Origin of the sequence: Streptomyces sp. TP-A0356, from assembly GCF_001417775.1 — a bacterium.
In the GTDB taxonomy this organism is placed as follows: Bacteria; Actinomycetota; Actinomycetes; order Streptomycetales; family Streptomycetaceae; genus Streptomyces.
In genome coordinates, this window is the sequence record NZ_BBZJ01000023.1 from 98,012 (window position 1) to 117,770 (window position 19,759).

At 71.2% G+C, this 19,759-nt stretch carries 21 protein-coding genes and 1 pseudogene; 13 read left to right on the forward strand and 9 right to left on the reverse strand.

What is annotated here, in order from left to right; genetic code table 11:
* Positions 1-6 precede the first annotated feature (6 nt).
* The 3 genes from ASC56_RS24750 (at position 7) to ASC56_RS24760 (ending at position 3,745) form a co-directional block, all read left to right on the forward strand.
* Positions 7-1,026, forward strand: coding sequence for a TIGR03842 family LLM class F420-dependent oxidoreductase (locus ASC56_RS24750; RefSeq protein WP_055493730.1), 1,020 nt, complete (start codon positions 7-9; stop codon positions 1,024-1,026).
* Between the two features lie 216 nt (positions 1,027-1,242).
* Entirely contained in the window at positions 1,243-2,793 is a 1,551-nt protein-coding gene (locus ASC56_RS24755) for an NCS1 family nucleobase:cation symporter-1 (protein WP_055493731.1), read from the forward strand.
* 541 nt (positions 2,794-3,334) lie between these two features.
* Positions 3,335-3,745: a RidA family protein gene (locus ASC56_RS24760; protein ID WP_055493732.1), complete on the forward strand. Its 411-nt coding sequence runs from the start codon at positions 3,335-3,337 to the stop codon at positions 3,743-3,745.
* 117 nt (positions 3,746-3,862) lie between these two features.
* Here ASC56_RS24760 and ASC56_RS24765 read toward each other — a convergent pair whose 3' ends face one another.
* Both ASC56_RS24765 and ASC56_RS24770 read right to left on the reverse strand, forming a co-directional pair.
* Positions 3,863-4,051 carry a DUF397 domain-containing protein gene (locus ASC56_RS24765; protein WP_055493733.1) on the reverse strand — a complete coding sequence of 63 codons (189 nt, stop codon included), beginning with the start codon at positions 4,049-4,051 and terminating at the stop codon, positions 3,863-3,865.
* The gene (locus tag ASC56_RS24770) at positions 4,048-4,896 is read right to left on the reverse strand and encodes a helix-turn-helix transcriptional regulator (protein ID WP_055493734.1); all 849 of its coding nucleotides are present in this window, start codon (positions 4,894-4,896) and stop codon (positions 4,048-4,050) included. Before ASC56_RS24770 ends, ASC56_RS24765 begins: the two co-directional genes overlap by 4 nt.
* Positions 4,897-5,045: 149 nt before the next feature.
* Between ASC56_RS24770 and ASC56_RS24775 the strand changes: the two genes are divergently transcribed.
* The gene (locus ASC56_RS24775; protein ID WP_055493735.1) at positions 5,046-5,543 is read left to right on the forward strand and encodes an ATP-binding protein; all 498 of its coding nucleotides are present in this window, start codon (positions 5,046-5,048) and stop codon (positions 5,541-5,543) included.
* Positions 5,544-5,650: 107 nt separating this feature from the next.
* Positions 5,651-5,824 (forward strand): annotated as a pseudogene (locus tag ASC56_RS39935) (nitrate reductase); the annotation flags it as partial.
* Positions 5,825-5,860: 36 nt separating this feature from the next.
* Here ASC56_RS39935 and ASC56_RS24780 read toward each other — a convergent pair.
* Together ASC56_RS24780 and ASC56_RS24785 are read right to left on the reverse strand one after the other, a co-directional pair.
* Complete coding sequence (locus tag ASC56_RS24780; RefSeq protein ID WP_055493868.1) at positions 5,861-6,547, reverse strand: hypothetical protein; 687 nt, start codon at positions 6,545-6,547, stop codon at positions 5,861-5,863.
* A gap of 191 nt (positions 6,548-6,738) precedes the next feature.
* Positions 6,739-7,014: a DUF6480 family protein gene (locus ASC56_RS24785; protein ID WP_371330272.1), complete on the reverse strand. Its 276-nt coding sequence runs from the start codon at positions 7,012-7,014 to the stop codon at positions 6,739-6,741.
* A gap of 127 nt (positions 7,015-7,141) precedes the next feature.
* Here ASC56_RS24785 and ASC56_RS24790 point away from each other — a divergent pair, with 127 nt between their 5' ends.
* The 7 genes from ASC56_RS24790 (at position 7,142) to ASC56_RS24820 (ending at position 15,137) form a co-directional block, all read left to right on the forward strand.
* On the forward strand, positions 7,142-8,968 hold the full coding sequence (locus ASC56_RS24790; RefSeq protein ID WP_055493736.1) for a gamma-glutamyltransferase family protein: 1,827 nt from the start codon (positions 7,142-7,144) through the stop codon (positions 8,966-8,968).
* Between the two features lie 139 nt (positions 8,969-9,107).
* Entirely contained in the window at positions 9,108-9,953 is an 846-nt protein-coding gene (locus ASC56_RS24795; protein WP_055493737.1) for an inositol monophosphatase family protein, read from the forward strand.
* Between the two features lie 154 nt (positions 9,954-10,107).
* On the forward strand, positions 10,108-11,517 hold the full coding sequence (locus tag ASC56_RS24800) for an NAD(P)/FAD-dependent oxidoreductase (RefSeq protein ID WP_055493870.1): 1,410 nt from the start codon (positions 10,108-10,110) through the stop codon (positions 11,515-11,517).
* On the forward strand, positions 11,514-12,023 hold the full coding sequence (locus tag ASC56_RS24805) for an O-acetyl-ADP-ribose deacetylase (protein ID WP_055493738.1): 510 nt from the start codon (positions 11,514-11,516) through the stop codon (positions 12,021-12,023). The genes ASC56_RS24800 and ASC56_RS24805 overlap by 4 nt, the downstream gene beginning before the upstream one ends.
* A gap of 190 nt (positions 12,024-12,213) precedes the next feature.
* The gene (locus ASC56_RS24810; protein ID WP_055493739.1) at positions 12,214-13,680 is read left to right on the forward strand and encodes an AlkA N-terminal domain-containing protein; all 1,467 of its coding nucleotides are present in this window, start codon (positions 12,214-12,216) and stop codon (positions 13,678-13,680) included.
* Between the two features lie 15 nt (positions 13,681-13,695).
* The gene (locus ASC56_RS24815) at positions 13,696-14,184 is read left to right on the forward strand and encodes a methylated-DNA--[protein]-cysteine S-methyltransferase (RefSeq protein ID WP_199836057.1); all 489 of its coding nucleotides are present in this window, start codon (positions 13,696-13,698) and stop codon (positions 14,182-14,184) included.
* 164 nt (positions 14,185-14,348) lie between these two features.
* Positions 14,349-15,137, forward strand: a complete 789-nt coding sequence (locus ASC56_RS24820; protein WP_055493740.1) for a class I SAM-dependent methyltransferase — start codon at positions 14,349-14,351, stop codon at positions 15,135-15,137.
* Between the two features lie 60 nt (positions 15,138-15,197).
* Here the strand turns inward: ASC56_RS24820 and ASC56_RS24825 are convergent, their stop codons facing one another.
* The 5 genes from ASC56_RS24825 to ASC56_RS24845 all read right to left on the reverse strand — a co-directional run bounded on the left by ASC56_RS24825 (position 15,198) and on the right by ASC56_RS24845 (position 18,371).
* The gene (locus tag ASC56_RS24825) at positions 15,198-15,932 is read right to left on the reverse strand and encodes a Sir2 family NAD-dependent protein deacetylase (protein ID WP_055493741.1); all 735 of its coding nucleotides are present in this window, start codon (positions 15,930-15,932) and stop codon (positions 15,198-15,200) included.
* Between the two features lie 74 nt (positions 15,933-16,006).
* Complete coding sequence (locus ASC56_RS24830) at positions 16,007-16,477, reverse strand: SseB family protein (protein ID WP_055493742.1); 471 nt, start codon at positions 16,475-16,477, stop codon at positions 16,007-16,009.
* Positions 16,478-16,528: 51 nt separating this feature from the next.
* Positions 16,529-16,891, reverse strand: coding sequence for a DUF2267 domain-containing protein (locus tag ASC56_RS24835; protein WP_055493743.1), 363 nt, complete (start codon positions 16,889-16,891; stop codon positions 16,529-16,531).
* Positions 16,892-17,177: 286 nt separating this feature from the next.
* Positions 17,178-17,669 (reverse strand): NUDIX hydrolase, encoded by a 492-nt coding sequence (locus tag ASC56_RS24840; RefSeq protein WP_055493744.1) that lies wholly within the window; start codon positions 17,667-17,669, stop codon positions 17,178-17,180.
* A 333-nt stretch (positions 17,670-18,002) separates the two neighbouring features.
* On the reverse strand, positions 18,003-18,371 hold the full coding sequence (locus tag ASC56_RS24845; protein ID WP_055493745.1) for a TetR-like C-terminal domain-containing protein: 369 nt from the start codon (positions 18,369-18,371) through the stop codon (positions 18,003-18,005).
* 138 nt (positions 18,372-18,509) lie between these two features.
* On the opposite strand from ASC56_RS24845, the gene ASC56_RS24850 reads away from it, so the two are divergent.
* Complete coding sequence (locus ASC56_RS24850; protein WP_371330274.1) at positions 18,510-19,679, forward strand: glycerate kinase; 1,170 nt, start codon at positions 18,510-18,512, stop codon at positions 19,677-19,679.
* Positions 19,680-19,759 lie beyond the last annotated feature (80 nt).

The window sequence follows — 19,759 nt, forward strand, 5'->3', positions numbered from 1 at the left end:
GCGCACATGGACTTCGGACTCGTCCTGCAGACCGACCCGCCGGCCTCACGGGTCATCAGCCTGATGAAGCGCGCCGAGCGCAACGGCTTCCGCTACGGCTGGACCTTCGACTCGGCCGTGCTGTGGCAGGAACCGTTCGTGATCTACAGCCAGATCCTGGCGAACACCCAGAAGCTGACGGTCGGCCCGATGGTGACGAACCCGGGCACCCGCACCTGGGAGGTCACCGCCTCCACCTTCGCCACCCTCAACGACATGTTCGGCAACCGCACGGTCTGCGGCATCGGGCGCGGCGACTCCGCGATGCGCGTCGCCGGGCGCAAGCCCAACACCCTGGCCCGGATCAGCGAGGCCATGAAGGTCATCCGCGCGCTGGCCCGCGGCGAGGAGGCCGACCTCGGCGGCACCGTGGTCAGGATCCCGTGGATCAAGCCCGGCGCCGAACTCCCGGTCTGGATGGCCGCGTACGGCCCCAAGGCCCTGAAGATGACCGGAGAGGAGGCCGACGGGTTCATCCTCCAGCTCGCCGACCTGTATCTGACCGAGTACATGGTCAAGGCGGTCAAGGACGCGGCGGTCGCGGCCGGCCGCGACCCCGGGGACGTCACGATCTGCGTGGCCGCCCCGGCGTACGTCACCGAGGACGACTCGCCGCAGGCGCTCGCCCACGCCCGTGAGCAGTGCCGCTGGTTCGGCGGCATGGTCGGCAACCACGTCGCCGACCTGGTCGCCAAGTACGGCGAGCACTCGTCCGCCGTCCCCGACGAACTCACCGACTACATCAAGGCCCGCCAGGGCTACGACTACGCCCACCACGGGCGCAGCGGCAACCCCGACACCCAGTTCGTGCCGGACGAGATCGTCGACCGGTTCTGTTTGATCGGCCCGGTCGAGAGGCACATCGAGAAGCTCAACGCCCTGCGCGAGCTGGGCGTCGACCAGTTCGCCGTGTACGACATGCACGACGCGCAGGAAGCCGTCATCGACGCGTACGGGACGCAGGTCATCCCGGCCGTCAACGGCTAGCCCCGCAGGCCTTTTGGCCCGCCCGCCCCCAACTCGCCCCCTTCCCGTCCCGGGAAGGGGCCAGGGCGCTCCCTGTTGATTCGTCCCCGGGGGCGCACCCCCCATCGGCATCGCCCGCACGGCCTTTCGTCCATCGTTCGTCGTACTCCCGGGGATGAGTTGAGCTTCCCGGAGTCCGCATCCCCAGATGAGTCTTCGCGATACGAGGTGGTCCCGATGTCCTCCAGAGGAAGAACCCTGGCCGATCCGGCCGTTGTGCAGCAGGTGTATCCGGACGGCCGGGTCGCCTTGCCCGATCCGGCGGTGCTGGACGATTCGCGTTTCGCCAACGCGGATCTGGTGCCGGTCCCGATTGCGCGCCGGACATGGGGGACCTACAACTATCTCGCCCTTTGGGTGGGGATGGCGCATTGTATCCCGTCGTGGACGCTGGCGTCGGGGCTGGTGGCGCTGGGGATGGACTGGAAGCAGGCAGTGCTGACGATCGCGCTGGCGAACGTGATCGTGCTGGTGCCGATGCTGCTGACCGGTCATGCCGGCACCAAGTACGGGATTCCGTTCCCGGTGTTCGCGCGGGCGTCGTTCGGGGTGCGCGGGGCGAACCTGCCGGCGATGGTGCGGGCGGCGGTGGCGTGCTGCTGGTTCGGCATCCAGACCTGGATCGGTGGGGAAGGCATCTTCCTGCTGGCCGGCAAGCTGTTCGGCCACGGCTGGCTGAACGCCGGTCCGATAGCGGGCACGCCGTGGACCCAGTGGCTGTCCTTCGGTGTGTTCTGGCTGGTCGAGGTCGCCATCATCACCCGTGGCATGGAGACGCTGCGCAGGGTGGAGAACTGGGCGGCGCCGCTGGTGATCGTCGGCGCGCTGGTGCTGCTGGGGTTCATGGCCGCCAAGGCGGGCGGCTTCGGCCCGCTGCTGGACCAGCCCTCGCGCCTGGGCTGGGGGAGCGGGTTCGCGAAGGTGTTCTTCCCCTCCCTGATGGGCATGATCGGCTTCTGGTCCACGCTGTCGCTGAACATCCCGGACTTCACTCGCTTCGGCGGCAGCCAGCGCGCCCAACTGTGGGGCCAGGCCCTGGGCCTGCCGACCACGATGACACTGTTCGCGATCCTGTCGGTGCTGGTCACGTCCGGCTCCCAGGCCGTCTACGGGGCGCCGATCTGGGATCCGATCGCACTGAGCGCGAAGATGAGCAACACCGTCGGCGCCTTGTTCGCTCTGGTGATCGTGATGGTGGCGACCTTGTCGGTGAACATCGCCGCCAATGTCGTCTCCCCGGCGTACGACCTGTCGCACTTGCTGCCGCGCCTGGTCAGCTTCCGCACCGGCGCGCTGATCACGGGCGTGGTCGGCGTCCTGATCATGCCGTGGAAGCTGATCGCCAACCCGCATGTGTACATCTTCACGTGGCTCGGCTTCGTCGGCGGCCTGCTCGGCACCGTGGCCGGCATCCTCGTCGTCGACTACTGGATCGTGCGCCGTACCCGCTTGGCGCTGGGGGAGCTGTATCAGCTCGGCGGCCGCTACTGGTACACCGGCGGCTGGAACCTGCGCGCGGTGGCGGCCTTCGTGGTCGGCGGTGTCCTGGCCGTCGGCGGCTCGTACTCGACCGTGGTCAAGGGCGTCAAGCAGGGCCCCTTCCCCGCCGACGGCGTCATCCCGTTCCTCAAGCCCCTGGCCGACTACGGCTGGGCCGTCGGCCTGGCCTCCGCCCTGCTGGTCTACACCCTGCTCAGCCTCGGCCGTAGGCAGAACCAGGACAGCTGAACCGCCAACCGGCCGACGGACACGCCGAGGACAGGTTGGGCAAGGGCCTCTGACCTGCGTCGGAGGCCCTTCCCTGGTTCGGATCCATGGGACGGGACGCTGTCTCTCTACTCGCGGCTCTGGCAACTGCCGTGAGGCAGGACGTGGCCTGCGGTGGAAAGGTGGCGGTCTGAACCGCTCCGGGTCTGACGGAGGCTCGATTCCCTGAGCCGACCTGGTGCCCGCGCCCACGGCCCGCATACCCGGCCAGCAGCATCCGGCCGTGCCGGTGGTGACCGAGCTGTGAAAGACGGATCCGGTCCGTCGGCAGGGCGCGGTAACGTCGACCAGGGGTTCGTCCTCAAGGAGGGGCGGGGACAGTGGAGGTCGGGCTTTGACGGCAGGAGGTTCGCGCCCGGTGCCCAAGTCCAGGTGAGTTCCGCACGGTTGGCACCGACCTTCAGGATCTGAGCTTGTTCTTTTAACCTCGCGCCGCGTCGGGCGGTCGCGCGGTGGGACAAATTTCGGTGCGTGTCGGGGGCAGACTGGTCAGACTCATGGCATGACAGCGAAGATCAGCCGCATCAACCCCGATCAGTTGCATGAGACACCGGGCTACAACCACATCACCGTGGTGGAGACCGGCCGAACGGCCTACCTGGCGGGGCAGTGCCCCCTCGACCAGGGCGGCTCTCTCGTCGGCCCGGGCTCCCTCGAGGTGCAAGTCGATCAGGTTGTCGTGAACGCACTTGCTGCCCTTGCGGCGGTGAATGCTCAGCCGCAGCACGTGGTGCGTTCGGTGATCTACGTGCGGAGCGATGACAGGGAGGACCTGGGTCTCGCCTGGCACCGGCTTACCGCTTCCGCTCTCGGGCCGGCCTTCACGTCCGCCAGCACGCTCTTGGGGGTTGCGCAGCTGGGCTTCGCAGGGCAGCTGGTCGAGGTGGACCTCACCGTCGCGCTGCCCGACTGAGCGAAGGAGTTCGGGCTCGATCCGGTGTGGGTCGGCCCGGATGGGGAGCGAGTAGCCCGTATCGCCTTGGTGGGCCAGAGCGGAAGAGCTCTGATCCACCAAGCGCGGTAGGCGACTTCAGTCCTGGGTGTTGGCCGCGTGGGCGATGAACGCCGACCAGGCGGCGGGGGAGAGGGCGAGCTGCCCCAGCTCTCGCTGCTTCGAGTCGCGCACGTGGATGGACTCGTCCACGGCGACCTCGATGCAGTTGTCGCCCTCGCTGCCGCTATAGCTGCTCTTGAACCACGCCCGTTCAGTGGTGCTCATAGCGCTCCTCGGATCTCCTTCAGCAGGCTCACGCTGGCCCTGCAATCGAGGGCCTGCGCACGCAGCTTGCCATACCGCTGGAGCAGCACACTCACGTCCTCTGGCGCGTTGATCAAGCTGCTTGAGCGCTGCCCCTCGGTGTAGCCGAACCACTGGTGATCCGGAGTCTCCGACAGGTACATCTGTCCGTCAACGCCCACGTGATCCTCTTGCTGAAGTGGCATGATCTGGATCTCGACGTTGCGTAGCTCTCCGACTCCCAACAGGTGGTCGATGAGTGCCCTTGTGACCTCGCAGCCGCCCACCCGTCGTACGATGAGAGCCTGCTCGATGACAAAGCTGAACGCTGTGTTTGGCCTGCGGCCGAGGAGTTGCTGCCGTTCCAGCCGCGCCGCGACCTCCCGTTCAAGCCGTTCTTCGGTGACCGGCGGCAACCGCCTCTCGAAGATCGCCCTGATGTACGGCTCCGGCTGCAACAACCCCGGAATCGCCCGGCACTCGTACGCATAGAGCGAGATCGCCTCCTCCTCGATCCCCGCCCACTGCTGGAACCACGACGCCAGCCCCTGCCTCCGCGTCAGGTTCCGCGCAGCTGCCCGCAGCACCCGCGGCGCCTCCAGCACCTCACCCGCCCGCTCGATGAACCTCGGCTGCGGAAACCGCCTACCCTGCTCCAGCTTGGCGATGGCGTGCACCGAGTAACCGACGACCTCGGCGTACTCCTCCTGCGTCAGCCCCGCTGTCTCCCGCAGCGCCTTGTGGACCGCGCCGAAGGTCTTGAGGCTGTCCGACGCCTCTGGTTCACTGCCGCCACCCCCGGCCCCCGCGCCCTCGACGTCCACCACGCCCGGCCCCCTCCCGTACCTACCACGCGCTCAACCCGCACATGGTTACGGGGTGTCACGCGCCCTGTCCAGCGAGTGAACCAGTACAACGCGGCTGTACCAGTGTCGTGCCTGGTTGAACCGCCCGCTCTGCCGGAACGCTGACCTCCATGACAGCGCCACACGCCCAAGCCCCGGTCACCGTACGTGTGTTCAGCCAGCGCCTCAGCGCCACCCGCCGCGCCGCCCGACTCGCCAGGCGGCTCACCATCCACCAACTCGACGCCTGGGGAGTCCCGTACGGCTCCGACGCCTCCGACACCGCCGCCCTGATCGTCGCCGAACTCGCAGCCAACGCCGTCCTCCACGGCCGCGTGCCAGGCCGGGACATCGCCCTGCGTCTGACACACAGCCCCGGCACGATCCGCATCGAGATCGCCGACCCCCGCGGCGAACGCCTCCCGCGACTCCCGACGTCTCCGGTCCCCGACGCCGAGACCGGCCGCGGCCTCATCCTGATCGACGCCCTCGCCTCCCGCTGGGGCGTCGACACCGAACCCGGGCCGGGCAAGAGGGTCTGGGCGGAGATCGACCGCGGGATCGGCTCCCACGCCCGTAGTGCCACTCACCGGGCCGTGTCAGTGCCTCCTGCCACCCTGCTCCCATGAGCACGCGACAGACATTCTTATGGTTCGTCTTCTACTTGCCGGGGCGACTTCTCGGCCGCGTGCGCCTGTTGAAGCGGCTGGGGCGGCGCACAGCAGAGAACCGTGCGGTGGCCGGCATCCTCATCGCCGAGTACTGGATCCTGCGCCGCGCCCGACTGGACCTCGCCGACCTGTAGCGCATTGCCGCCCTGTCGTCGCTCGCCGACTACGGCTGGGCGGTGGGGCTGGGCACGTCGCTGGTGCTGTACGTGGCGCTGATGCTGCTGCGCGGCCGGGAGAGCGGCACGGCCCGACCACCCGAGGCGCGTGCAGGACGGTCAGTTCTTCTGACCGCCCTTCAGCGCGGTCACCGCTTCCCTGGCGGCCTTGATGGCACCCTTGTTGATCTCGTCCGCACCGGGCGCCTTCTTGGTCTCGAAGTTGCTGCCGTTGTACGTGACGACCACCAGCGCGTTGGACACGCGAGCCAGTACCACGCCCTCGCGGGTCTCCTGCTTGTCCTGGGTGGTGAGGTTCACGACGGAGTAGGCCGAGTCACCGAGACCGGGAACCGCGCCTCCGCCGCTCTTGTCCGTGGTGCGCGCGGTGTAGGACTTCTGCGCCGCCGCGTCCGAGCCGGTGATCTCGTAGGACACGTCGAGCCACCGGTAGTCATAGCCCTTGAGGGCGTTCCAGGAGCAGGTGCGGCGCACCTTCGTGTCCGTAGAGGGGATCTCCTTCCCGTCCGTCTTGGCGCCGGGCACCAGGGACTTGACGGTCTCCGTGGCCACGGCGGCACAGGGCGCGGGAGAGGAGGAGTACGTCTTCGTCGCCGTCGCCGCCGACGTCGTGGGAGCGGCGGCCGACTGGGTGTTCGCGGTGCCCGGCGCCTGCCCGGTGGGTCTGTGCTCGGCGGTCGGCGTCGCGGCGAACGGACCGGACGACAGGGCCCAGCCCGCCGTGGCGAGCACGGCGACCGGCGCCAGGCGCGCACTGAGGGCGAGCGGCAGAGGAAGAGAACGCACGGCGCACTTCTCGTGGGGGACGGTGCGGAGGAGTCCGCACAGCGGACGGGACGCCAGTGTCACATGACTGCCGGTAGGGCGGAAGTATGAACTCGCTGCGTACCTGCGTGGTGACAGCGGTTCAGCCCCCGAGAGGCGTCCGCCTCGACGCCTCTCGCCACGGAGTGCCCCTTATGTCGCGGCCCCCTTCCTCACAGCCTGAGCGACAGCGCGTAGGCCAGGAAGAACCCGGCCACCAGCACCACGAGGATCATGATGATGGCCAGCGGTGCTTTGGCCCAGCCCCGCGTCCTCTGGTACTCCACCTGCGGAACGGCATCCTCGATGCCGCTCTCTGCCGGCGGGGTCTCGCCCGGCGGAACCCCGCCCGGCTGCACCGTGGGCCGCCCTGGCTGCGCGTCGCCGGGAGCGCCGTGGCGCTGGTCCCCCGTCCCGCCCGTTCCGGTGTTCCGGTGCATCTGGTTCATGGCCGTCGAGTACCCCTGCTACCGGCCCTGACGCGGACATCGACGGACGAAAGGGATGACCCCTGCCGGGTCGCCCACCGCATGCGTACGATCACCGGACCGGCCCCGTGAGCAGTGAGGAGTCCCGATGTTCACCACCCGGCCCACCCTCCAGGGCACCTTCGGCATGGTGTCCTCGACGCACTGGCTGGCCTCGCAGTCGGCGATGGCCGTCCTGGAGGACGGCGGCACCGCCTACGACGCAGCCGTGGCGGGGGCGTTCGTGCTGCACGTCGTGGAGCCGCATCTGAACGGGCCCGCAGGCGAGGTTCCGATCCTCCTCGCCCCGGCGGGCGGCGAGGTGCGGGTGCTGTGCGGGCAGGGCGTCGCACCGGCGGGCGCCACGATCGCCCACTACAGGGGCCTCGGCCTGGATCTCGTGCCCGGTACCGGACCCCTCGCCGCGGCCGTCCCCGGCGCCTTCGACGCCTGGATGCTCCTGCTGCGCGACCACGGCACGAAGTCCCTCGCCGACGTCCTGACGTACGCCATCGGATACGCGGAGCACGGGCACGCGCCCGTGGAGCGCGTCGGCGAGACGGTCGAGAGCGTGCGCGAGCTGTTCGAGACGGAGTGGACCTCCTCGGCCGAGGTGTACCTGCCGGGCGGGACGGCTCCGAGCCCCGGCCGGCTGCTGCGCAACCCCGCGCTGGCAGCCACCTGGAAGCGGCTGCTCGCCGAGGTGCCCGGGGCCGGGGACCGGGTGGCACAGATCGAGGCGGCCCGGCAGGTGTGGCGGTCGGGATTCATCGCCGAGGCGCTGGTGCGCCAGGCGCGGCGGCCCACCATGGACAACAGCGGCGAGCGCCACAGCGGCACCCTGACGGCCGACGATCTGGCCGGCTGGTCCGCCGCGTACGAGGCCCCGGTGACGTACGACTGGAACGGCTGGACCGTGTGCAAGGCGGGCCCCTGGAGCCAGGGGCCGGTCCTGCTGCAGCAGCTCGCCCTGCTCCCGCCCGAACTGCCGCGGTACGGCTCCGCGGACTACGTCCATCTCCTGATCGAGGGCTGCAAGCTCGCCATGGCCGACCGCGAGGCCTGGTACGGCGACGCGGCCGAGGTACCGCTGGACGAGTTGCTGTCGGACGCGTACAACGCCGAGCGGCGCGCCCTGGTCGGCGACAAGGCGTCGTACGAGCTGCGTCCCGGCGCCCCCGGAGGCCGCGTCCCGCGGCTGAGCAGGCACGCGCGCATGCCGGCCGTCGGCGATCCCGGCTTCGACCCCATGGGGGTCGGCGAACCGACCGTCGCCAAGCACCCCACCTCTGCGGTGCCCGGCGAGCCGGACGTCACCGCCGACGGGGCCACCCGCGGCGACACCTGCCACATCGACGTCGTCGACCGCTGGGGCAACATGGTCGCGGCCACCCCCAGCGGTGGCTGGCTGCAGTCCAACCCGGTCGTGCCCGAGCTGGGCTTCCCGCTCGGCACCCGCCTCCAGATGAGCTGGCTGGACGAGGGCCTGCCGAACTCCTTGACGCCGGGGCGACGCCCCCGCACCACCCTCACCCCTTCGATCGCGCTGCGCGACGGGGTGCCGGTGCTGGCGTTCGGCACGCCCGGCGGCGACCAGCAGGACCAGTGGCAGCTGCACTTCTTCCTTGCCGCCACCCTGCGCCCGGCGGTCCGCGGCGGCCTCGACCTCCAGGGCGCCATCGACGCCCCGAACTGGCACAACGACAGCTTCCCCGGCTCCTTCCACCCGCGCGGCATGCGCCCCGGCAGCGTCACCGTGGAGTCGCGCACGGACCCCGGGGTGATCGAGGAACTGCGCCGCCGCGGCCATGAGGTCACGGTCGGCGAGGCCTGGTCGGAGGGCCGGCTGTGCGCGGTCGCCCGGGACCCGGAGACGGGCGTGCTGTCCGCCGCGGCGAACCCGCGGGGAATGCAGGGGTACGCCGTCGGACGCTGAACCGGTGCGGTCGCACGGCTTCGAGGTGTGCCGGCGGGTGGCACGCGTCACGCGCGAAGCAGCCCCGTCTTCATGCCGATTCCACCCCGAGTACACCGGACCGGCGGGGATTGTCAGCGGCGCGTGCTCTCATAGGGGCATGATCGAAGACTTCGAAACCATCGACGAGTTTCTCACCCACGGCACCTCCGACGTCGAGGAGGCGATCCGCACGGCGGCCGCCACCGAGATCATGCCGCGCTTCCGGCAGCTCGCCGCGCACGAGATCGACGAGAAGAGCGGCCCGCACGACCTGGTCACGGACGCCGACCGCAAGGCCGAGATCTACCTCACCGAGCAGCTCGTGAAGCTGCTGCCCGGCTCGGTCGTGGTGGGCGAGGAAGCGGTCCACGCCAACCCGGCGACATACGAGGCCGTCCACGGCGAGGCGCCGGTCTGGATCGTCGACCCGGTCGACGGCACCCGTCAGTTCGTCCACGGCGACCCCGGCTTCTGCACGCTTGTCGCGCTCGCCCAGGGCGGTGTCGTGCGCGCCTCGTGGACATACGCACCGGCCCACGACCGGCTGGCCGTGGCGATACGGGGCGGGGGCGCGTTCCTCGACGGCGAGCGCCTGCGCTCGGGCTCGCCCGAGCCGGGCCGCGACCTGGAGGTGGCCACCTCCCACCCGTACTACACGACGGACGAGCAGAAGCGCGCGCTGCTCGGCCTGTGGACGGACGGCGTCCGTCCGCGTTCGTGCGGTTCGGCGGGTCTGGAGTACCTCAGCGTCGCCCAGGGCGTGCTGGACGCCACGGCCTTCTCCTGGGAAGCGGCCTGGGACCACGCGGCGGGACTGCTCCTGGTCGAGGAGGCGGGCGGCACCCATCTCACCCGGACGGGTGCACCGTTCCGCATCACGGGTGGCAACGCCCTGCCGTTCACCGCGGCCCGGGACGAGGCCACGGCCCGCCGCGTGGTGGAGCTGCTGTCCGGCGGTGCCTGAGACCGCCCGCGCGGGGAACCGCCTGGTCCCGGCGCGAAAACGGAATCGTGGTCTCCGTCTGCGGCCGCCGCCTTCGCCCCAGAGGTGTCAGTCCCCCGGCATATCCTGATGCCCAGTGGCCGTCGGCTGACGAAGGAGTCCGAAGGTGCCGTCGATGCTCGATGCGGTCGTGGTGGGAGCGGGGCCGAACGGACTGACGGCTGCCGTGGAGCTCGCCCGCCGAGGCTTCTCCGTGGCCGTCTTCGAGGCGCGAGACACCATCGGCGGCGGCGCCCGCACCGAGGAGCTGACGCTGCCCGGCTTTCGCCACGACCCCTGCTCGGCGGCACACCCCCTCGGCATCAACTCGCCGGCGTTCAGAGCCCTGCCCCTGGAGCGGTACGGCCTCGAATGGCTGCACCCCCAGCTCCCGATGGCCCATCCCCTCCTGGACGGCACCGCCGCGGTGCTGTCCCGGTCCGTGGCCGAGACGGCCGCCTCGTTCGGCCCCCGGGACGCGGGGACGTACCGCAGGCTGGTCCAGCCCTTCCTCTGCCGCTGGGACACCCTGGTCCGGGACTTCATGTCCCTGCCCCTGACCGCACTGCCCCGCGACCCGGTCACCCTGGCCCGCTTCGGCCTCGCCGGACTGCCTCCCTCGACCTGGCTGATGCGCCGCTTCCGCGACGAGCGGGCGAAGACCCTGTTCGCCGGGCTCGTCGCACATGTGATGGCCCCGCTGGACGGCTTCGCCACGGGCGGGATCGGGCTGGTCTTCGCGCTGGCCGCGCACGCCCGCGGCTGGCCGGTAGCCCGCGGCGGCTCGCAGGCCGTCTCGGACGCCCTCGCCGCGTATCTGAAGGACCTCGGCGGCACCGTCCACACCGACTACGAGGTCAAGCGTCTCGACGACCTGCCCCCGGCGCGCGCGTACGTGTTCGACACCTCGCCCACCGCCCTGGCCCGGATCGCGGGCCTCGGCCGGTACTACGAGCGATACCGGTACGGCCCCGGCGTCTTCAAGCTCGACTACGCGCTGGACGGCCCGGTGCCGTGGACCGCCCAGGAGCCGCGGGTCGCCGGCACCGTGCAGATCGGGGCGGACAGCGCGGAGATCGGCACCGCGCTGCGCGCCGCGTCCCGAGAGGGCCGCGCACCCGACCACCCGTTCCTGATCACCGTGCAGCCCGGCGTCGTCGACCCCACCCGCGCTCCGGACGGCAAGCAGGTGTTCTGGGCGTACGGCCATGTGCCGAACGGCTGGCGCGGAGATCTCACCGACGCCGTCGAACGTCAACTGGAGCGCTTCGCACCGGGCTTCCGCGACCGCGTCCTGGCCCGCGCCACGGCGGGGCCGCCCGAACTGGCCGCCCGCAACGCCAATTACGTGGGCGGCGACATCGCCACCGGCGCGGTGTCCGGGCTTCAGGTGCTGCTGCGCCCCAAGGTGTCCCTGTTCCCGTACAACACTCCCCACCCGGCCGTCTTCATCTGCTCCTCGGCCACCCCTCCCGGCCCCGGCGTGCACGGCATGTCCGGGCACAACGCGGCGAAGGCGGTCTGGAGGAGGCTGAGACAGACATGACCACGATCACGCTCGTCCAGGGGGACATCACCCGGCAGAGCGCCGACGCGATCGTCAACGCGGCCAACTCCTCGCTGCTCGGCGGGGGAGGCGTGGACGGCGCGATCCACCGGCGAGGAGGCCCCGCGATCCTGGAGGAGTGCCGCAGACTCCGCGCGTCCGGCTACGGCAAGGGACTGCCGACGGGCCACGCGGTCGCCACCACTGCGGGCGAACTGGACGCCCGTTGGGTGATCCACACGGTGGGTCCCGTGTTCGCCACCACGGAGGACCGCTCGGAGCTGCTGGCGTCCTGCTACCGGGAGTCATTGAAGGTCGCCGACGAGCTCGGCGCCCGTACGGTCGCGTTCCCCGCCATCTCCACCGGTGTCTACCGCTGGCCGATGGAGGACGCCGCCCGTATCGCCGTCGAGACGGTGCGGGCCACGGACACGGCGGTCGAGGAGGTCAGATTCGTCCTCTTCGACGAGCGGGCGTACGACGCGTTCGCCCGGCACGTCCCTTGACATCCGCGCGGCATCGCGGCATGCACGGACGGCTGCGGGGCAGGCGAAGCGAGCTCGCCGAACGGCCCCTCCAGCTGTGCTCCCATACGACCCCCACCGAGGGCCCACTGCAGGTCGGGACCACGTACATGTCGGATTCCCGCCAGCCGAGGCCCGGCCGATGGCCGATGCTGGAGGCATGCGAAACGGGATGCACACCGACCGGGAGCGCTGTGTACGCGCCGTCCAGTCGAAGGACGCGCGCTTCGACGGCTGGTTCTTCACGGCGGTCCTGACCACTCGGATCTACTGCCGCCCCAGCTGCCCGGTCGTGCCGCCGAAGTCGGCGAACATGACGTTCTTCCCGAGCGCGGCCGCCTGCCAGCAGGCCGGTTTCCGGGCCTGCAAGAGGTGCCGCCCGGACACCAGCCCCGGCTCACCCGAGTGGAACCAGCGTGCCGACCTCGTCGCCCGCGCCATGCGCCTGATCGCCGACGGCGTGGTCGACCGCGAGGGCGTGCCCGGTCTGGCCGCCCGCCTCGGCTACAGCACCCGCCAGATCGAGCGCCAGCTCCTCGCCGAACTCGGCGCCGGACCTCTCGCGCTGGCCCGGGCCCAGCGCGCCCAGACCGCCCGGCTGCTCATCGAGACGACCGCGCTGCCGATGGCGGAGATCGCCTTCGCGGCCGGCTTCTCCTCGATCCGCACCTTCAACGACACCGTCCGCGAGGTCTTCGCGCTCTCCCCGAGCGAGCTGCGCGGCCGCCTCCCGAAGAACACCGTGATCACACCCGGCAGCCTGAGCCTGCGGCTGCCGTTCCGGGCCCCGCTCAACCCGGAGAACCTCTTCGGCCACCTCGCCGCGACCGCCGTCCCGGGTGTGGAGGAGTGGCGCGACGGCGCCTTCCGGCGCACGCTCCGGCTGCCGTACGGCCATGGAATCGCGGCGCTGACCCCGGGGACCGACCACATCGCGTGCCGCCTCACCCTCAGCGACATGCGCGATCTGCCGGTGGCCATCAGCCGCTGCCGCCGCATGCTCGACCTGGACGCCGATCCGGTCGCGATCGACGACCAGCTGCGCACGGACCCGGTGCTGGCGCCCCTGGTCGACAAGGCGCCCGGCCGCCGGGTACCGCGCACCGTCGACGAGGCCGAGTTCGCCCTGCGCGCCGTCCTGGGCCAGCAGGTCTCCACGGCCGCCGCCCGCACCCACGCGGCCCGCCTGGTCACCGCGCACGGCGAGCCGGTGGAGGACCCCGAGGGCGGCCTCACCCACCTCTTCCCGGAGCCCGAGGCACTGGCCGCGCTCGACCCGGAGACCCTGGCGCTGCCGCGCACCCGCCGTACCACCTTCACCACCCTGGTGAGCCAACTCGCCGACCGCACCCTTCACCTGGGCGTGGAGAGCGACTGGGAGGAGAGCCGCGCCCGGCTGCTGTCCCTGCCCGGCTTCGGCCCCTGGACGGTCGACGTGATCGCGATGCGGGCACTCGGCGACCCCGACGCGTTCCTGCCGACCGACCTCGGCATCCGGCGCGCCGCACAGGAGCTGGGTCTGCCCTCCACCCCCGCCGCACTCACCGCACGTGCGGCGACCTGGCGGCCGTGGCGGGCCTACGCCGTCCAGTACCTGTGGGCGACGGACAGTCACCCGATCAACTTCCTCCCCGTGTAAGGACGTTCAGCGACCATGACAGTGAAACAGCACACCGTGACCGAGGGCCCCTACGGCCCGCTGACCCTCGTCGCCACCGACGGCGTCCTGTGCGGCCTCTACATGGCCGGTCAGCGTCACCGCCCACCGGAGGAGACCTTCGGCGAGCGCGACGAGGGGCCCTTCGGCGAGGCCATCGACCAGCTGGAGGCCTACTTCGCGGGCGAGTTGCAGGAATTCACCCTCGAACTCCGCTTGGACGGCACGCCGTTCCAGCGCAGCGTCTGGGAACAGCTGCGTCTGATCCCCTACGGCGAGACCCGTTCGTACGGCGAACTGGCCGCAGCCCTCGGCAGTCCCGGCGCCTCCCGCGCGGTCGGACTGGCCAACGGCAGGAACCCCATCGGCATCATCGTCCCGTGCCATCGGGTCGTCGGCGCCGGCGGCGGTCTGACGGGCTACGGCGGCGGCCTGGACCGCAAGAAGCGCCTCCTGGACTTCGAGAGCGGCGCGGCCCTCTTCTGAGCGCGCCCCCCTCGCTCCGACCGCGCCTTCACGCGCGGGGAAGCGCACCGGGCGGACCAGGGCCGGCCGAGTCGCACGCGCCGGTCGGGCGGCGGGACTGGTATCAAGATCCGGGGGCGCGACGGCACTGCCTCCGCGTCCGTGCCACTCGGGAAGGAGGAGCCGTGCCGGCCAGGAACGTCGTCGTCAACCGTGCCGCCCTGGGACATCGCATCAGCTACGCCCTGCGCCACCCGGAGCGGGTACCGCAGCACCTGGCCCGCGCCGCCCGGGACCTGTGGCTGCGCCGCCGCCGGCCGGACCACATCTCCTACTACCGTGCCGTGATGCGGTCCGACACCCGCGCCGACCCGGACGCGGCGGTCGGCAGCCGCAGCCGTGAGCGCTGGCTGGCGCTGGGCGCGATGCAGTTCGACTACCTGCTCGGCCACGGTCTGCGCCCCGAGCACCGCATGCTGGAGATCGGGTGCGGCAATCTGCGCGGCGGCTGGCGGTTCATCCGCCATCTGGAGCCCGGGCACTACTACGGCATCGACATCTCACCCGACATCCTCCTCGCCGCGCACGACACGGTCGTGGAGATGGGCCTGCAGGCCCGGCTCCCCACCCTGACCCCCGTACGCGACCTGACGCTGCGGTTCCTGCCCGACGCCCACTTCGACGTGGTGCACGCGCACAGCGTCTTCTCCCACTCGCCGCTGCCGGTCATCGAGGAGTGCCTGGCCAACGTCGGCCGGGTGCTGGCCCCGGGCGGCTGGTTCGACTTCACCTTCGACCGCACCGAGGGCAAGGAGCACCATGTGCTGCGGGAGGACTTCTACTACCGCACCGAGACGCTCCTCGCGCTGGCGGGCAAGCACGGCCTGAAGGCCCGGTTCATGGCGGACTGGGAGCAGCTGCCGCACGGTCAGTCCAAGATCCGCGTCACCAACCCGGCCGGACAGCACACCTAGTGCTGTGGCCGGAAAGGTTTGCCGGGCGTCGCGAGCCGGTGAACCTTTCCGGTCGCGGCACTAGGCACCGTCCTCGCCGAGCCGGTGCAGCAGCTTCGGCAGCGCGGTGCCGATCGGTTCCCGTACGACCTCGTCGGCCCGGTCGTCGTACGGCGTCGGCTCCGCGTTGACGATGACCAGCCGTGCCCCGTGGTCGGCGGCCAGACCCGCGAGCCCGGCGGCGGGCTGCACCTGGAGACTGCTGCCCACCGCGAAGAACACGGTGCAGGCCTTGGTGATGGCGACGGCCTCGCCCAGCACCCCCGGGTCGAGCCGCTCGCCGAACATCACGGTCGCCGACTTGAGGATGCCGCCGCACTCCAGACACGGCGGATCGTCCTCACCCGCCTCGACCCGGGCGAGCGCGTCCTCCATGGGACCACGCGCATGACACTTCGTGCAGACGACGCTACGGACGGTGCCGTGCAGCTCCAGTACCTTGCGGGCGGGCATCCCGGCGAGCTGGTGCAGCCCGTCCACGTTCTGCGTGATCACCCGCACGGGCACCCCGGATCGCTCGAGCTCGGCCACGGCCCGGTGCGCGGCGTTCGGCTCGGCCCGCAGAGTCCGGTTCCTGCGCCGCATCTGCCAGGAGCGCCGCCGTATCTCCGGATCGCCCATGTAGTACTGATAGGTCACGAGCTTCTCCGCCTCGGGATCCCGCCGCCACAGCCCGTTCGGGCCGCGATAGTCGGGGATCCCGGAGTCGGTGGAGATACCGGCGCCGCTGAGGATGGCGACGAGGGGTTTCGACATGCCACCGAGGGTAGGGCGGGCGATTGCGGTGGGGCGAACGGGTATCGGCGCTTCGCCCGGACCGGGTGGACCGGTCATGCGGTCGGGCTCTGGCCGGCCTCTCCGGAGGGGTTCTCCTCCTGGCCGGTCTGCCCGGACAGGCCGGCCTGGCTGAGGGCGGGCAGCGCCCGTACCAGGTCGGCGGGGAGGGCAAGGCCTTCCTCGCTGGACGGGTCGACGGCCAGCCACAGGTCGTCCGCCGGCCAGTTCGCGGCCAGTCCGACGAGCGGGACGCTGACCGCTGAGCCCGGGTCGGCCCCGGCCGCCACCAGTGCCTCCTCGGACGTGAAGACGGGGACGAATCGCTTGCCGTCCTGTTCGATCACCGGCAGGGCGACGGCGCCCTCGGGACGCTCCTCGCCCTCGGGCGGCGGCCCTTGCGGCACCAGGACTTCGCTGTTCGCGAGCTCCATCAGGGCGGCCTGGGTGTCCGCCGCGGCCTGGGCTTCCTCGGAGGCGGCAGCCTCGGGGGAAGGCGCGTTCTCGTTGGGGTTCGAGGTGCTCATGGGTGGTCCTCTTGTCGGCGTTGTGCACCGGCCCCCGCTCGGTGGAGGCCGCTAGATGTCCTGAAACTCGTTCGGCAGCTGATCCATGACGTCCTGGAACTCCTTGCCGGGGACGGCATCGTGCAGTGTCATGAACACAGCCCGAACCCCTCGGCGCGCCACGGTCTCGTCGACATTCGCGCGTTCGCTCACCCGCCGTACGAATTCGTCCAAGCCGAACTTCTGAGCCACGTCCACCGGGGGCATCAGGGGCGGGGCGACCTCCGGCGGAAGGACTTCCGCCAGATCCTCCGCCTCGCCGGCCGTGATCCGCTCCGCGAGCGTCAGCATCGTGGCCCGGGTCAGCCGCGCTGCCTCATCCTCCGGCACGTCGGCACGCTGAGCGACCAGTCGGATGAACTCGTCGTGATCCATGAAGACTCCTCGCTCGACATGTCGCCTGAAGAGCGGCGAGATTGCCGAAAGGCATGTCGAAGGCGTTCTGTCCTCGGCCGTCGGCCTGTCCTCGGCCGTCGGCCGGCTGGTCCGGCCGAGACCGGTTGCACCGGCGCATTCCCTCCGTCACGGGAGCTGCGGTTGAGCCGCTTGCGGTGCCTGGCCCCCCGAGTGCCTGCATCCTCGCCCACTCAAACCGGTCACCGGCGACTACTTGGGACATGTTTCGGACCGCGCCGGCCGTGGAGACCGCGCGGAGCCCGGATCACCCGGCGCGGTGGCCGTTCTCCAGCTCCACCGGCCCCGAGCCGTCCGCCAGCACGTCGAGCCCGGCCAGGACACGTCGGCCCAGTGCCCCCGGCAGATACTCGGTGAGCTCCTCGCGCGGCACGAGCCGCCACGACAGCAGCTCCTCCTCCTGCAGCCGGATCGCCTTGAGGTCCTCCTCGCCCAGGACGCCGCCGTCGTACAGATACGCCACCAGCGGCGGCCGAGCGGCGCCGTGCACCCAGTCCACCGCGAGCAGCCGCCCGAGCTCGACGTCGAGCCCGATCTCCTCCGCGGTCTCCCGCCGGGCGCCCTGGCGCGGCGTCTCCCCGTCGTCCGACTCGATCGTCCCGCCCGGCAGCGCCCAGCCGTCACGGTAGTTCGGCTCGACCAGCAGCACCCGGCCCTCGTCGTCGCGGAAGAGCGCGGCGGCGCCGGCGAGGACACGGGGGAGGGAAGCGATGTACGTGGCGAAGTCCGGGAACGTCATTGGGGCAGGGTAACCAGTCGGCGCGGAAGTTCTCCCCCGCCCTCCGCACCCACCGGACCCGCCCCCGGCTGTTTCCCCTGTTCCGCCAGCCCCACCGTCCGCTCCGCCGGTGTGTGAGCCGGACCGCCGTCGAAACCGCCGACGGCGCTGCGGACCGTGTCCTGAGTCGGTGTCCAGGCCGCCACGCACGGTCAGGGCGATCGTCGGCAATGACAGCGTGGCCATGCTCATAGCTCAGGCGGGGCGCAGCCCGCTCGCCGCTCCGGGAAGGGGCAGCGCGATCTCGTCATCTCCTTCGTTCGGGATTGGGAGAGGGAGACGCGGCCCTTGGCATCAAGTTCCGGATCCGCCGCGGGCGGGCGGAGTCAGGAGGGGGATGAGCACCTCGTCGACGATGCGGTGGGTGAGTTCGACGCTGCGGTGACCGCCGAGGTAGAGCTGCTCCACGAGCATCGGACCGAACAGGATGCGGTCCACGAGGTCGAGGACGCGGCTGTCCTGCGGGATCTCGCCGCGGTCGACGTGCCGTTGGAGGATGGTGCGCAGGGCTTCGAGTCCGGGTTCGAGCATCAACTCGCGTAGCGCCTGCATGAGTTCCGGATCGAGCGGGACGGCCTGGAAGAGGCTGCTCATGGCGGGCGCGGAACCGGGGATGGAGTGCCGGGCTCGCTCGTCCCGTCGGACCTTGCCCACAGGGGTCATGGCTTCGGTGTACCCGCTTCGGTGGGTGATTGGTTCCGGGAGCCGGACGGGGCATGACGGCGGGGGTGTCCTGCGGCTAGGGTCGCAGCGGCGCGACTGCCTTGACGTGCGCAAGGCTGGAGAGCAAGGGGAGTGCAGGTGGCGGACGCTGCAGTGAACGACACCCGGACGGCGCGGACGGCGCGGCGGGTGCTCATCGCCGCGGACAAGTTCAAGGGATCGCTGACGGCCGTAGAGGTCGCTGAGCGGGTGACGACGGGACTGCGCAGAGTCGTGCCGGGTCTCGACGTCGAGGCGCTGCCCGTGGCCGACGGAGGCGACGGCACGGTGGACGCGGCGGTAGCGGCCGGGTTCGAACGACATGAGGTACGGGTCGCGGGTCCGCTCGGCGACGAGGTGACGGCGGCGTTCGCGCTGCGTGGTGACACCGCGGTCGTGGAGATGGCGGAGGCGAGCGGGCTGCAGCGACTGCCGGCCGGGGTCTTCGCACCGCTGACCGCGTCCACGTACGGCTCCGGGGAACTGCTGCGGGCCGCGCTGGACGCCGGGGCGCGGACGATCGTGTTCGGGGTCGGCGGGAGCGCGACGACCGACGGGGGCGTGGGGATGCTGTCCGCGCTCGGGGCGCGGTTCCTGGACGCCGAGGGCGAGCCGGTGGCACCGGGCGGTGGGGGACTGGCGCAGCTCGCTCGTGCCGATCTCTCGGGCCTGGACCCGAGACTTGCCTCGGTCGAACTGGTGCTCGCGAGTGATGTGGACAACCCGCTGACCGGGCCGCAGGGCGCGCCCGCCGTGTACGGGCCCCAGAAGGGCGCCTCGCCGGACGACGTCGCGACGCTGGACGCGGCGCTCGCGCACTACGCCAAGGTGCTGGAGGAGGCGATCGGTCCCCGCGCGGCGCAGTACGCCGCGTCGCCGGGGGCCGGCGCCGCGGGCGGCATCGGCTATGGTGCGCTGATCCTGGGGGCGCGCTTCCGGCCCGGTATCGCCGTCATGCTGGATGTCCTGGGCTTCGCCCGGGCGCTGGAGCGGGCCTCTTTGGTGATCACGGGTGAGGGATCGCTGGACGAGCAGACGCTGCACGGCAAGGCCCCGGCGGGCGTCGCCGCGGCGGCGCGGGCGGCGGGCAAGGAGGTCATCGCGGTCTGCGGCCGCCTGGCCCTGCCGCCGGAGGCCCTGGGCAGGGCGGGGATCCGCCGGGCGTACCCCCTGACGGAGGAGGAGCCGGACGTCGCGAAGTCCATCGCGCAGGCGGGCCCGATCCTGGAACGGGTGGCGGAGCGGATCGCACGGGACTTCCTGGGCTGAGCGGATTCCTGTCCGCGGGCATGACCGTAGAAGAGAACGGGTGTGGGCCCGAGCCATGTGGCTCGGGCCCACACCCGTTC